Here is a 13,607-nt window from a genome sequence, read left to right on the forward strand (position 1 = left end):
CAATTGCAAGATCGGGTTTTTGATAAACTATTCATATTAAATTTCTGAAGTTATAATAATCAAACTTGATTGCTAACGTGGCACCTACAGATTGTAATGAGGCCTTAAGGTTGAAACTGACGGGTACTCACCACTGTTGACCAATCCAATTCCATCTCGCATCCTTGCGCAAATTTATTTGGCCCGACACGCGTTTAAGGCGCACCACGAAGGCCGTAATGCTATGAATTTGTAAGGCCGGCAAATGCCAGAAACTTCACGAAAGCACTATGTGCTTGATACGCACCGATTACGCGACCCGGAACAAACCCTCGAAATCGTCAGGCCCTTTCTCAAAGAGATGGGGATCACACGCATCGCAAATTTGACCGGGCTGGACAGGGTTGGATTACCCACTGTAATGGTTGCAAGACCAAACTCGCGCTCGGTTGCGGTGTCGCTGGGCAAGGGTCTATCCCTGCGCGCAGCAGAAGCGTCGGGCGTCATGGAGGCCATTGAGTCATGGCACGCAGAGCAGGTGAGTCTGCCGCAACGCCTTGCCCGATATAATGATCTTATTGAAAAAGAGCATGTGGTTGATGCTTATGCTCTACCTCGTGTGTCTGGTGGTCGGTTCGATCCAGATCGCAACACTGTATGGGTTGAGGGCGAGGACCTGAGTGCTGAACGTCCGTGCTGGGTTCCACTCGAAATGGTCGATACGGACTACACTTCGGCCCCGATGGGAGGGCAGGCGGCCTTCCCCAGAACAACCAATGGGCTAGCTTCCGGAAACTGTAAGATCGAGGCGAGCTGCCACGCCATATGCGAACTGATCGAACGTGATGCCACTACCTTATGGAACCATCAACCTGCGGCTGAGCGTCTGGATCCCAACAGCGTTGACGACCAACGATGTATTCAGGCGATGGAACAGATTGAGGCTGCGGAACTGGAGTTGGGGATCTGGGATACAACATCCGACATAGGCATCGCCAGTTTCCGTTGTGTGATCTGCGAAGCTGATGGCAAATCGGGACATATCGGCATTGGCGACGGGTGCCACCCTGATCGCGCGATTGCATTGTTGCGTGCACTGACAGAAGCGGCGCAAACCCGACTGACCTATATCTCCGGTGCGCGCGATGATCTGGACCCCGAGGAGTTTACGGATGCAGCGCAGAACGATCGATGCCGCTACGTTCGCGAGCTGATTGATCAGGCTCAACCTGCAAAGTCGTTCCGTGATTGCCCGACTCATGTGACCTCTTCGTTCGAAGATGACCTCAACCTGTTGCTAACGCACCTGACGGCTGTTGGGGTCTCTCAGGTTGTAACAGTGGACCTGTCCCGACCGAAATACGACATCGCGGTTATCCGGGCTGTTGTACCAGGCCTGGAAGCACCGCATGACGAACCTGATTATATACCCGGTCCTCGGGCACAGCGCGTGATGGGGCAGGCAATATGACCGTATTTGTGTTTACAGGCCCGACCTTAACGGCTGATGCGGTTACCGAGCTTCTGGGCGCAACAGTTTTGCCACCAGTAAGGCAGGGTGACGTATATCGCGTCGTTCGGGAAAACCCGCGCGCGATCGGGATCATTGACGGCTTTTTTGAAGGAGTGCCATCTGTCTGGCACAAAGAAATCCTCTGGGCGATGGAGCAGGGCATTTCAGTGTTTGGCAGCGCCAGCATGGGGGCCTTGCGTGCTGCGGAACTTGCTGATTTCGGAATGATCGGGGTCGGGCGCATCTATGAAGAGTATCACAACGGCACGCTGACTGATGATGATGAAGTCGCAGTGGTGCACGGTCCGGCTGAGCTTGGGTTCATGCCGTTGAGTGAACCGATGGTTTCGATCAGGGCGACAGTCGATCGCGCATGCGACGAAGGCGTGCTACCGCACGAGACCGCGACAGAAGTGCTGCGCGTAGCAAAGGCCCTGAACTATCGTGACCGTATCTGGAAAGATATCGTGCATTCGAAGCGAGAATTGCCCGGGATGATCGAGTTTATCGATTGGCTGCCTGTTGGTCGTGTGGATGCCAAAGGCGATGACGCGCGCGCGATGCTGGTTCGGATGTTTCAACATCTGGAGGAAGGCGCTTCTAACGGTCCATTCGCAGTTAGAACTGAGCGCTCGCTAATGTGGCAGAGCCTGCGCGCGCGTATTGATGCTGAGCCAAGTTCTGATTGCGCTGTCAATGATGCCGTATTGAACGAAATTCGGTTGCAACCCGATCTCTTCGCAACTTTGCGAGATCGCGCCACTCTCAGCCTTCTGGCCCGAGACGAGGCGAAAAGGCGCGATCAACAACCGGATCGCGATGCACTGGTTAAGCAAATGTCGGCCCATCGGACCAATGAGGGCTTGTCCCAGCACGCAGATCTGATGCGCTGGCTCGAAATGAACGATCTGACCGCAGACGGCTACGAGGGAATGCTGGCCGATGCCTCCCGCGTTGACTGGATGATTTCTGAACGCACCGACAAGCTTGGTGCCACGCTGCTGGTCGAACTGCGCCGGTCGGGTGGTTACTCAGACTTGCGAGACCGAGCAATGCGCAAAGCAGAATACGGCTCTCGTGTACCGTCAGGAAGCTCTCACGCAGGGGCCGATCGATTGCGGATGCTGATGTGGTATTTTGAAACACATCTTGACCGAGAGGTCCCTGATGATCTTGAATCATACGCAGCTTCGGTTGGTCTCTCAGGCCGCGAAGCGTTTTATGACTTGATTGAAGCTGAATTTTTGTTTTGCCAAATGGATGTCGACTCAGACCAAAAGAAACCTGCAGAATAGGCGGTAACTGAATGGCACCTGCGCGACGCGGGAAGGGAAATTATGAACTGGCCCGAACAGATGGAGGACGAGGCACCGGGTACCCGGTTCCTGCTGTATCCGCAATCGCCCTTTCTTGAATCCAATGCTGTGCCGGAATTGGTGGAGATTTCTGCTCCACCCGGTTCGATTGGTCCCGGCCCGGCGGGCCCACGCATGTACACAGTCGATCCGGTCGGCAAGACGACTCCATACGGTGCGAACGTCCAGGGACCGCATGGCCCGCAAATGTACCTGCCCCCTTGGGATGGTTATATACAAGCGCCGCCGTCTCCGGATGAGGACGGTAATTTCATCCATGTCCAACCCGGCGATCCCGGGTTCGAGGCGGCTCACCTTTTCGGCTCAGCACATTTCACGATGGATGTCTGGGAGGGTTATTTCGGGCGACCGATCCCATGGCACTTTGCCCGCGATTTTGACCGTTTGGAACTGTCACTACTTCCCAGTCTCGACAATGCTCATATCGGGTGGGGCTTCCTGGAAACCGGAGGCACACATGAGCATGGCAATGAATACCGACCCTACAGCCTGAACTTTGATGTTGTCGCGCATGAGATTGGGCATGCGATCATCTATAGCGTCATTGGGATGCCGTCGACCGAAGATGCATCCGGAGAATATTATGGGTTCCATGAATCGGCGGCGGACATGGTTGCCTTGCTGGCGTCCCTGCATTTTGGATCTGTTGTGGACGATCTGCTGAGAAACACCCGTGGAAATCTCTATACGTTCAACCGCTTAAACCGCTTTGCGGAACTGTCCGAGAACGCCCAGATCCGGACCGCCGCCAATGACAGGGTCCTGTCCGAATTCGCAGGCGGCTGGTCAAGTGAACACGATCTTTCCGAGCCTTTGACCGGCGCAATGTTTGATATCTTCGTAGACATCTATCATGAGCGCTTGCTGCTGCATGGACTGATCTCAGCCGAGGAAGAGGATCTGTCAGACAAGCTCGAAGATTCCCCAGACTACAACGAGGTGATGCAAAATATCTTTGATGCGCGCTATGAGCAAAATCCTGAAGGGTTTCGCATCGCCTTATTGGAGGCGCGCGACTATCTTGGCACCTATCTGGCCGACACCTGGGAGAAGCTTGACGCTGATATGCTGAGCTATTTCGGAGTCGAAAAAGCCCTGCTTGCAGTTGATCAGGAAATCACCGGTGGCGCGTTCCGAAATATCATCGAAGGCAACTTCAGAATGCGAGAAATTGGTTTAACAACAGCGGGTCCCCGACTGCCTGAAGCTGATGAAAATAGTCATGCAAACTCTGTACGAACAAAAATACCAAATTGACCCGAACGTAAATTGCTTTGTTTTGCGCGCATTTTGTGGCATTTAATACGCGGGTGAATTCTTATGAAACATTTGGTCCGAATTGATCGGGCCTCAAAGAGGGGGGGGCGCAGTCTCGGACTTCGCCAATCCCGTAATTGGGAGAAAGTGATATGTCTGAGTCGTTGCTCAGTTTTTCAGAAGTGCTTTTGTTTGGCCGCGCTGTAGATGATCTCAAACTCAAGAAAGACACACGGGTCCGTGTTGCCATTATTGACGATGGCGTCACCTCACTGCCCACCATCACAAGTGGTGTGATTGACGATGTGACCGTTGAGGTTGGTAACAAAGTTCTGGTTCAGATCAATGATGTTGATGCCTCAGGAGTTTACCGAGTTCAGAACTCGGGCGGATCTCTCGTTCTGGGCAACCGGAGGTTAGAGCCGAAGGGCGACTTTGTTTTTGTCAAAAAAGGATCAAAGCACAAGCGCACGTTCTGGCAACAGACCGATGATGTCACTGCAGCAGCGGAACATCAGAAGTTCGAATTCAAAGGTAAACGCCGTCGCGGCAAAGGTGTGAACAATTTCCTTGGCGATCAGTTCCTTGATGGCGGACAACTGGCCAGAATTTACGGCTTCGCATTCGAGGGCGCCTACTATGAATTGCCTGAGCCCACCATTTTCCTCGTGCATGGTGACGGAGATTTCGTCAACAAAGAGGGGTCTGACGACAACGCGCCGGGCAATCTGGCATCGCGTGCGCCAAACAACCCCAACCTTACCGGGATTGCCGCTGCCGATTTTCAGTTTGCGGATGACATTCGGGTCTGGAACTACAACAAAGCTGATTTCACCGTTCGTATGGATGTGATGACCGGCCAGTTCGAACAGGTCCTGTTGGATGTCTGCTTCGGAGGTGATGGGCCTGGTGTCAGCGGCGCTCGCGTCAGTGGTGCACGTGTTAGCGGTGCACGGGTCAGTGGTGCCCGAGTGAGCGGCGCTCGCGTCAGCGGTGCACGGGTCAGTGGCGCAAGAGCTCGAGGCTCCGAAGATTAACTTGCAAATGGCGGCGCTGCGCTTGCCGTAGTAGCGCTGTCAAATAGGGGCGGCACATTATCCGCCCCTAAAACGCTGTTTGCTGGATCACCCCATCAAATCATGGGACCAAACACCGCGCTCACCATCGAATGCAGTAGCAGACTTGCGTGTCTGTGTGGTTTCGCTACTTCGATCAGCTGAAAATCTCTCGGCTGCACATAGCGGTGGTGCGACTAGACACCTTGTGGCGCGATACTCCTTAGGAGTACTCCGCTTCAAAGAGGCTGGGCTTACGCGACAAAATCCTGATGCATGATGGTGTCGACGGTGATCCGCTCTAGTTCAGGAACAATTGCCAGAATCTCGCTACCATTCTTAAGCGTCTCGGCAACCGGTTGAGAGCGCACCAATCCGCCCGCCTCACGAATGATCAACACACCGGCCAGTGCGTCCCAAGCATTCAGATGAGCCTCGTAATATCCCTCAGCACGGCCTTGAGCGACCCACATCAGACTCACGGCAGCCGAACCATTGCGGCGATACTCCATGTTCGCATCAACCGTGTGCTGCACGATGTCCAAGTATTCCTGAAGCGGTTTGCGAGATGAACGACCCAACAACAATACTGCCTGGTCGGGTTGGCTGCAGTTCGAAACCTCAATTGCAAACCCATTGCAGAAAGCGCCCTGATCTTTGGCGGCCCAGCACAACTCATCTCGGTCAGGCGCATAAATAGCGCCAAGCATAATCTCTTCGTTTTCGCAGTAGGCAATCGAGACAGCCCAATCCGGTAAACCTCTCATGTAGTTTGCCGTGCCATCAATCGGATCGACCACCCAGATCGCCTCACTTTGCCCGGATTGGCCTTCTTCTTCGCCCAAGACCGCGTCCGATGGGTAGTATTCCTTGATCAAGGCGCGAATGCGCTGTTCGACTTTGCGATCTGCAATTGTCACGAAATCCTGCAAACCTTTGACGGAAACAAAATCCTTATCTTTGTTTTTATAGAGCTCGCGAGCCAAAGTACCGGCTTCAACGGCTAAAAATCTGGCAAAATCCAGTTTGGTTTCAAATTTCTCAGTCATGCCTGTTCATTGTTGTCTGCCGAAAAATCGGTGTCAGTTTTTGATTGTAGTTTTGAATTGGTGCGTCCGGGTTTTCGATGCGATCCAGCATCTGGGTGACGGCGGCAAGCACTTGTTCCTCAGCGTCCTGCCGCATCGTCGATAGCTGATAGGACCCCCAACCGGCCTGTTCGATGTCGTCGCAGCCAACCACCTGCAGATCTTCGGGAAACCGGGTGTTCCAGTCCGCGCGAAGCCGGTCCAGAACGCCCAGGGCCAACAGATCTGTCGAGCAGAACACACCATTGATCTGATCCAGCGAAAGACCCAGGTTTCCTGCTACGTCGTATCCTGCTGCATAGCTTTGGCTGGCGGATATGAATTCCGTAACCTCGATGCCTTGGGCATGACACTTCTCAATGAATGCGCGGGCGCGTCCGGTCACTGAGTATGAAGGTGCCTGAGGATGAACCACGGCCAAGCGACCCGCACCGGATCGGGTGAGCATCGTGTATGCCAATTCTCCGGCTTGTTGTACGTCGATTTGAACCGTGTCCGCGATGTCTTGGTTCGTGCCGCGATTGATCAAGACAAGGGGCATGCGCAGGCGGCGACATTCCTGAATGATCTTTGAAGACGGCGTCGCTGATGTCACCATCACGCCAGCAACATTGTAGTTGAGCAGCACCGACATGAGTTGTTCGACACTTTCATGGGCGTCTACGGTCAGCAAAATCGGGCGATAGCCGTGGCTGATGAACTCTTGCGCGGCAATTTTGACCTGTCGGGAACGGAACGGAGTATCCAGAGATGAAGCGACAATGCCAACCAGATTGGACTGTCGCGTTTGCAGACCGCGCGCCAGAAAGTTGACGCGATAACCTAACTCTTCAGCAGCTTTCAGAACCTTTTGGCGGGATTTGTCCGAAATAGCCCCGCCTTCGGTAAACGCCCTTGAAACCATAGAGCGTGAAACGCCAGCCCGGCGGGCGACATCAAATGAGGTAACAGATTTTCTGGGTTCGTCAGTCACTGATCAACCCCTTTTTGCGACAAATCTCTGCAAAGCTAAACGGTTGATCAAGATTGACCAAATCGGCCTGCGCGTCTGCGATTTTCTCGAGTGTTTCGCTCTCGTCGCCGCCGTAAGCGATCATGAAGGGCATGCCGAGCTGGCGTAGCTTGGGAAATTCAAACCAGTCGTCCGATATCGTGTACTCGATCAGTCTTGGAGACAGACAATTCAAAGCCTCATCCAAACTCGAAAAATCCTGTCGGCGCATCATCAGGTTTGCTTCGGAAGAAATCGCACGCATGTCGTGCAAGGATTGCGTAACGAAGGACCAGAAAAACACCCGATCCTGCATGTCGTGAGCTACCACGCGATCCCAGACTAAATTCGCTGGTGCCGATTTCAGCTCGATATAGAGATGGCCGTCATAGGATTTGGCCAACTCCAACACTTCATCAAGCGTGGGTATCTTTTCCTCGGCGTAGAACTGCGAAAACCAATCCCCGGCGCTCAGCGATTGTAGCTCTGCCAGGGTCCGGTCGCATACTGGCCCGGTTCCGTTAGTGGTGCGATCCAGTGTGGGGTCGTGCAAAACCACCAGTTGATCATCGGCTGTCACATGGACGTCGATCTCGACATGGCTAAAGCCTGCAGCAAAGCATGCGTGCGCAGCGGCAAGGGTGTTTTCAGGTGCGATTTTGTTGGCGCCTCGGTGACACACGACTTGCAAACCGTCGCGAAACTCAATCGGATTGACCAATTCGGGACGATCCGAACAGATTCCCAATACCGGCTTGTTGCGCAGCTCAGCCATTCGGACCGGATCTTCTTCGTGCCAAAGAACAACTTTCTGTCCGGTATTGCGGCACCGTTCAAAAAGGGCGTCATCCAGCAGATCCTGTGGGCGATCCAGCTTCTCCCAGCATAGATGAAGGATATCTGCCTCGGTTGCGATCTCGAATGGATCGATCCCGATTGGTATCAGGACAGCAACAGGGTAGGGGCAATCGGCTGCGCGCAGAGCTTGCACCGCAGTTGGATCAAAAGCACCAAGAATAGCGCGTTTTATCCCAACGGACTGTAGCAACTCTGATGTCGGTACGGCTGCATCCGGTGCCTTGATATCCGCATAAATACCGCAGCAGCGATCCTGTGCCAGTTCGATGATCTGAGACAACAGAGGGGCCTCATCCTGACGAACTGCTGCCCGAATTTCTGCATATGTGAGGTGACGAAGGGCGCGCCCGTCTGCCAATGAAAAATCGTGGAAAGCGATGATCTGATTATCTGCTGTCAGGTGCAGATCCACCTCCCACATGTCCGCACCCAGATCGGCGGCCAGTGCAAATGCGGGCAGGCTGTTTTCCTGCGCATAGGCACTGGCCCCGCGATGCGCGATCGACAAGGGACGGGAGGGGGTCAACCAATCCGACATCAGATGCGCGTTCCTTCGGGTGTAAAGGCCAAAGCGTGATCCGAGGCGATACCCCAGTTCACGGTTTCACCCAGTTTAAGGCGCGGTCCAGCGGGTTGGATCGACCGCAGAACCGACCCGTTAGGAAGGGTAACGTTATAAAGATCTTCGCGCCCTTGCGTTTCAACGAAACTGATCTTGCCAGTCAGGTCAGATCCGAATTGCGGGCCGAAATACTCTGGTCTGATGCCAAGTTGCACCTGTCCATTGACCTTCGGCCTTAGTGTCTCGGCAATAGCAATACCGCTGTCGCCAATGCGGAACTGGCCATCAGCAACAGTAGCGTCCAGGAATGAAATCGGCGGGTTGCCAAGGAACCCGGCCACAAAGGTATCAACCGGATCGTTGTACATCTGGTCCGGTTCGCTCAGCTGTACGATTTTACCATCCTTCATCAGTGCGATGCGGTCACACATCGACATCGCCTCGACCTGATCATGGGTCACGAGGATGGCGGTGATGCCGGTTTCCAGCTGAATGCGACGGATTTCCGAGCGCATCTCAAGCCGCAGCTTGGCGTCGAGGTTGGCCAGCGGTTCGTCCAACAACAGCACATCCGGCTGCCTTACCAGCGCGCGGGCAAGGGCTACGCGCTGCTGTTGGCCACCCGACAGTTGCGCCGGTCGGCGATCCAGCAGTTCGGGGATATGCACAAGCTCCGCAATCTCACCCACCTTGCGTGTGATCGTCGCGTTATCCAGCTTCTGCACGCGCAATGGGAAAGCAATATTCTCGCGAATGCTCATATGCGGATAAAGCGCATAGTTCTGGAACACCACGCCTACGTTGCGCTTTTGTGAGGGCAGGTCCGATACATTGCGATCCCCGAAGTGCAGCGTACCGCCATTCATCCGGTGGATACCGCAGATGGTAAACAGCGTGGTAGACTTGCCGCAGCCAGATGGACCCAGCAGCGCCATCATCTCACCGCTCTCTACCGTAAGGTTCAACTTATCGATGACGGTAAGGCCGTCGAAGGTTTTGGTGAAGTTTTCGAGCCTAAGTTGCATCAGCCTTTCGAGCCCCCGCCGTAGATATTCATGAGTTTTTTCTGGAAAACCAGATAGATCAGGATCACCGGCAGCGCGTAGAACAGGCCCACCGATTTAAAGAGGTTGAAGTCGACTTCCAAACTGTCATCCAGCAGGAAGTACGCCAGATAGGTCGACAGAACCTGGGCATCGCTGCCCGGAGCCAACACCAGCGGCAGGATGAATTCGCTCCACCCCGACAGGAACGAAAAGATCAGCAGTGCAGACAGGCCCGGCTGCACCTGCGGCAGGACCAACTTGCGCCAGACCATGAAGCGGCTCGCGCCGTCCTGTACACCGGCCATCTCGATTTCCCACGGGACGGTGTCGTAGAAACCTTTCATGACCCAGATACCGAAGGGCAGTTCCAACGCGGCCTTGACCATGATGACACCAATTAGCGTGTCGAACAGGCCAAGGAATTGCAGGATCAGAAAGATCGCGATGATCAGGGTGATCGTCGGGAACGCGTGCAGGATGATGACGCCCGCCAGAAAGAACCGCCGCGCGGGGAAGTTCAGACGCGACAGCGCATAGGCTGAGGTCAGCGATGTGGCGCAGACGATGGCCGCTGTGGAACCTGCAAAGATGAAGGTGTTGATCGTTGCAATCCACACTGATCCCCGACCCGTGGTGTCATCCCAAAGGAACCGCCAATGGTGGAGCGTGAATTCCGACGGAATAAGACTGCCGGGTTCCGCATCGGAGATCGAGTCCACCAATGTAAAGGCGTACATGATCACCAGCGGCAGCGACAGGATCGTCAGCAGTGCAATGACCGGGAGCGAGCGAAAGTTCGATGTCATGACAGGCCCCTATTGCTCGATCCGTGGTTTTGCCACGAGGTCTTTGAAGTTGAAGAACCGCAGGTACAGCGCGCTGGTCACGATGCCGATCACCACCAGCACCAGCGCATAAGCCGCGCCCAGACCGTATTGCAGGTTGCCGCCGTAATTGTTCAGCGCAGTGTGATAGGCGGCTAGAGCCCAGACCTCGGTCGCGCCACCCGGCCCGCCATCGGTGGCCAGCAGGATGTATTCAAACGAAGTCAGCAGCGAGAGTGTCTGGTAGGACGAGGTGAACAGGATCGGCCAGCGCAATTGCGGCAAGATGATATAGCGGATCTGCTGCCAGCGGTTCGCGCCATCCACTTCAGAGGCATAAAGCATCGAGGCTGGGATCGTTCGGATCGCTGATGAGAACAGGATCATCCCCAGAGATGCGCCTACAAATCCATTGATCAGGATCACCACGATCCAGGCATTTGTCGCTGTATCCAGCATCCAGTTTCGGGGGGCGACGCCGAACCAACTCATGAAAGACGAAATGATTCCAGTGTCCCATGTTAGCCAGTACCACATCAGCACATACAAAACCGGCGGCAGGATACGCGGAAGAAACCAGATGGTGCGAAAGGTGTTGGCGATGCCAGAAGGCAGATAGAAGGTCGAGATCGCCAGAAACAGGCCGAAGCCCACGTTAAACGTCAAAGTAAACACAACATAGAACAGTGTGTTCATTGCATAGCGCCAGGAACTGTCCAGCGAGAACAGCAGCTTCATGTTCTCTGTGGTCCAGACCCAGCCGGTATAGGCGACTTTGACCAAGATGTTTTGATCTGCCACGGGGATGCTGGCTGCAGTCAGGGCTGCGCGAAACTCTTCTTCGGTCTGAAACCGTTCATCCATCACGCTCGAGGTGAAAAGCTCGGCCAGCGCCTTGCGATCTCGAGTTGAACGGATCTTGTTTGCACGCAAGTCTTTGAGCGCACGCTCCATATCCCGACGCGATGAAAACTGTGCCCCAGCGTGCAGATCTGCCAGTTCATCTGCAGTTGCCTGATCGCGCGCTTCGGCTAAAAGGGCCAGGCCGGTTTCGTCAACGACATAACCGGCATTTTCCAGCTTGTCATAGGTTTCCTCCGACACGCCGCTGGCTTTCACCTCGCGCAGATCGGATTGAGTCAGCAGGTATTCACCGCCAGTTATGCCCGTTGATGTGGACATGTTGGTAAAGGCGAAGAACACCGTCAGGATGACCGGGGCCAGAAAGAACAGCGTTACCACGATCATCGCGGGCGCAAGAAATCCGAACCCAAGCGCATTGAAGCGGGGCATTGCAATCTCCGAGAAAAAGTTGGCCGGGGCAGGCTACCCCGCCCCAGCCAGTGGGAGGAAACTTAACGGACGATCAGGTTGTCGCCCAATTTCGCGTTCAACTCGGATTCCAACTCGGCAACCGCATCTGCTGGCGTTTTCACACCCGTCCAGGCCGCCTCGAGCCCCTTGAACATGGCTTCTGAAAACGCGCCGTAATCCAGATTGTTCGGCTGTGCGTTGGCGCTGACCAGCAGGCGTTCGGTCGCTTCCGAGGCCCAGCGGTCATTGGCGTAAAGCTCGATATTCGACTGCTGTTGACCGATGCCCAGATGCGCCGACTTGATCGCGTGCAGCGAGTTCAGGCGTGGTTCCGAAGCGATTTTGACCAGTTGTGCGGCGATGTCCTCGTGATCGTCGTTTTCCTGATCTGTCACCAGATAGACCAGTGGGTGAGTGATGGTGTTGGCGCGACCGTTTTCGTTGCCTGCCGGGATCAGAGAAAACTCGATGGTACCGAAGAAGTCTTCGTTGCCTTCCTTGCCGGTATAGCGGGCGTAGTGCCATGTACCGCCATGCCACGTCGCGGCTTTTCCATTAGCCACTTCGCTGTACCACTGGCCCCAATCAGTACCCAGGTGGTTTTTACGCGTGATCCCTGCATCAACCGCATCGGCGAAGAACTGGTAAAATGCTTCCATCGCGGCCTTGTCTAGGACCAGCTTGCCTGTCTCAGGATCCTGCAACTGCCCACCAAAAGACTGGTAGAACTGAGCATAGTCCGGGCCGTTCGATGGCCGAGGATAAAAGCCGTAACCCTCTTCTACAAGGCCAGCATCCACTGCTTTCTTCGCATCTTCCAAGACGTTTTGAAGAGTGTATTCACCCGATGCGATTTTGTCAGGCAGGGCAGCGATGTCTTCGTCGGAATAACCGATACCGCGCATGGTGTCCTTCCAGAAGAAGAATGGGCGGCTTTCTGCGTCCTGCGGCAAGCCCCACTGAATGCCATTATAGGCAGCGATCTCAAGCAGGTTGGGGTAGATGTCGTTCAGTGGCCACGCGTCGAAATCCAAATAATCCTCTGCGGGAACGATGTAACCGGCCTGGCTCCAGGGTGCGATATCGAGGTGGCTGGTGACCACAATGTTCGGCGCGGTGCCAGCTTCAGCCGCAAGGGTCACGCCCTGCTTGAACTCTTCCCAGCCCCCAAAGTCACGTTTACCTTCGACGGTGATGTTCAGCTCGCGGCCTTCAATGGCGGCTTCACGCTCCAGCATATCGGCGGCGATTTCAATGGCATCAATACGATAGGCATCTGCATCGTTCGAGCCCCCAGCCCAGACTGTGATCGTCACGTCTTCGGCCAGAGCGGGTAGGGCGATTGTGCTCAGCAACAATGCTGCTGTAGCGCGTTTAAACTTGAATGTGGTCATGCGGAACCCCTGTTTGGTTAGTGAGCGCAAGTATCGCACACGTGTGCATGAGTTGCCCTATCATTTATTTATGTAGCCAGTGTGACACGAGCCCAGGTTTGTTATCGAGGATAGGGTTCCTCTGTCGAATAGTAGTAATTAGGTTTTTTCAGTCAGAACAAGCTAGCACCGACTCTCTCCTCCAGCGGAGTCGACAATTGAACACGTGTGCAACTTAGTCAACAAATTTATCATTTTTTGAATGCAGACCTTCGTGCGATTGGTTGTTTTGGAGTGCAGAACGGACCAAAAAGCTAAGGCTTTGTCGCTTGGAGATATTCAGGTCCGATTGATTCGAGACTCGGGTTTGA

At 54.5% G+C, this 13,607-nt stretch carries 11 protein-coding genes; 4 read left to right on the forward strand and 7 right to left on the reverse strand.

Annotated features, from left to right (window positions below):
* Positions 1-244: 244 nt before the first annotated feature.
* The 4 genes from E1297_RS38695 to E1297_RS38710 all read left to right on the forward strand — a co-directional run bounded on the left by E1297_RS38695 (position 245) and on the right by E1297_RS38710 (position 5,162).
* A complete protein-coding gene (locus E1297_RS38695; protein WP_155147717.1) occupies positions 245-1,450 on the forward strand; it encodes a YcaO-like family protein in 1,206 nt (401 codons plus the stop codon).
* Positions 1,447-2,787 carry a TfuA-like protein gene (locus E1297_RS38700; RefSeq protein WP_155147719.1) on the forward strand — a complete coding sequence of 447 codons (1,341 nt, stop codon included), beginning with the start codon at positions 1,447-1,449 and terminating at the stop codon, positions 2,785-2,787. Before E1297_RS38695 ends, E1297_RS38700 begins: the two co-directional genes overlap by 4 nt.
* Positions 2,788-2,829: 42 nt before the next feature.
* On the forward strand, positions 2,830-4,125 hold the full coding sequence (locus tag E1297_RS38705; RefSeq protein ID WP_155147721.1) for a hypothetical protein: 1,296 nt from the start codon (positions 2,830-2,832) through the stop codon (positions 4,123-4,125).
* Between the two features lie 152 nt (positions 4,126-4,277).
* Positions 4,278-5,162 (forward strand): hypothetical protein, encoded by an 885-nt coding sequence (locus E1297_RS38710; protein ID WP_155147723.1) that lies wholly within the window; start codon positions 4,278-4,280, stop codon positions 5,160-5,162.
* A gap of 272 nt (positions 5,163-5,434) precedes the next feature.
* Here the strand turns inward: E1297_RS38710 and E1297_RS38715 are convergent, their stop codons facing one another.
* The 7 genes from E1297_RS38715 to E1297_RS38740 form a co-directional block, all read right to left on the reverse strand.
* Complete coding sequence (locus E1297_RS38715) at positions 5,435-6,229, reverse strand: inositol monophosphatase family protein (protein WP_155147724.1); 795 nt, start codon at positions 6,227-6,229, stop codon at positions 5,435-5,437.
* Positions 6,222-7,241: a LacI family DNA-binding transcriptional regulator gene (locus E1297_RS38720; RefSeq protein ID WP_155147726.1), complete on the reverse strand. Its 1,020-nt coding sequence runs from the start codon at positions 7,239-7,241 to the stop codon at positions 6,222-6,224. The genes E1297_RS38715 and E1297_RS38720 overlap by 8 nt, the downstream gene beginning before the upstream one ends.
* Positions 7,234-8,655: a glycerophosphodiester phosphodiesterase family protein gene (locus E1297_RS38725; protein WP_155147728.1), complete on the reverse strand. Its 1,422-nt coding sequence runs from the start codon at positions 8,653-8,655 to the stop codon at positions 7,234-7,236. Before E1297_RS38725 ends, E1297_RS38720 begins: the two co-directional genes overlap by 8 nt.
* The gene (locus tag E1297_RS38730) at positions 8,655-9,704 is read right to left on the reverse strand and encodes an ABC transporter ATP-binding protein (RefSeq protein ID WP_155147730.1); all 1,050 of its coding nucleotides are present in this window, start codon (positions 9,702-9,704) and stop codon (positions 8,655-8,657) included. The genes E1297_RS38725 and E1297_RS38730 overlap by 1 nt, the downstream gene beginning before the upstream one ends.
* Positions 9,704-10,531, reverse strand: coding sequence for a carbohydrate ABC transporter permease (locus E1297_RS49320; RefSeq protein ID WP_196223500.1), 828 nt, complete (start codon positions 10,529-10,531; stop codon positions 9,704-9,706). Before E1297_RS49320 ends, E1297_RS38730 begins: the two co-directional genes overlap by 1 nt.
* 9 nt (positions 10,532-10,540) lie before the next feature.
* On the reverse strand, positions 10,541-11,842 hold the full coding sequence (locus tag E1297_RS49325; protein WP_196223501.1) for a carbohydrate ABC transporter permease: 1,302 nt from the start codon (positions 11,840-11,842) through the stop codon (positions 10,541-10,543).
* Positions 11,843-11,904: 62 nt separating this feature from the next.
* On the reverse strand, positions 11,905-13,257 hold the full coding sequence (locus E1297_RS38740; protein WP_155147732.1) for an ABC transporter substrate-binding protein: 1,353 nt from the start codon (positions 13,255-13,257) through the stop codon (positions 11,905-11,907).
* Positions 13,258-13,607: the final 350 nt, after the last annotated feature.

The sequence above is a fragment of the Roseibium sp. RKSG952 genome, from assembly GCF_009711355.1.

Bases quoted from the DNA above. Each gene is read 5' to 3' on its own strand.
- E1297_RS38715 (WP_155147724.1), bottom strand. From the start codon at position 6,229: ATGACTGAGAAATTTGAAACCAAACTGGATTTTGCCAGATTTTTAGCC.
- E1297_RS49325 (WP_196223501.1), bottom strand. From the start codon at position 11,842: ATGCCCCGCTTCAATGCGCTTGGGTTCGGATTTCTTGCGCCCGCGATG.
- E1297_RS38700 (WP_155147719.1), top strand. From the start codon at position 1,447: ATGACCGTATTTGTGTTTACAGGCCCGACCTTAACGGCTGATGCGGTT.
- E1297_RS38740 (WP_155147732.1), bottom strand. From the start codon at position 13,257: ATGACCACATTCAAGTTTAAACGCGCTACAGCAGCATTGTTGCTGAGC.
- E1297_RS38710 (WP_155147723.1), top strand. From the start codon at position 4,278: ATGTCTGAGTCGTTGCTCAGTTTTTCAGAAGTGCTTTTGTTTGGCCGC.
- E1297_RS49320 (WP_196223500.1), bottom strand. From the start codon at position 10,531: ATGACATCGAACTTTCGCTCGCTCCCGGTCATTGCACTGCTGACGATC.
- E1297_RS38705 (WP_155147721.1), top strand. From the start codon at position 2,830: ATGAACTGGCCCGAACAGATGGAGGACGAGGCACCGGGTACCCGGTTC.
- E1297_RS38725 (WP_155147728.1), bottom strand. From the start codon at position 8,655: ATGTCGGATTGGTTGACCCCCTCCCGTCCCTTGTCGATCGCGCATCGC.
- E1297_RS38695 (WP_155147717.1), top strand. From the start codon at position 245: ATGCCAGAAACTTCACGAAAGCACTATGTGCTTGATACGCACCGATTA.
- E1297_RS38730 (WP_155147730.1), bottom strand. From the start codon at position 9,704: ATGCAACTTAGGCTCGAAAACTTCACCAAAACCTTCGACGGCCTTACC.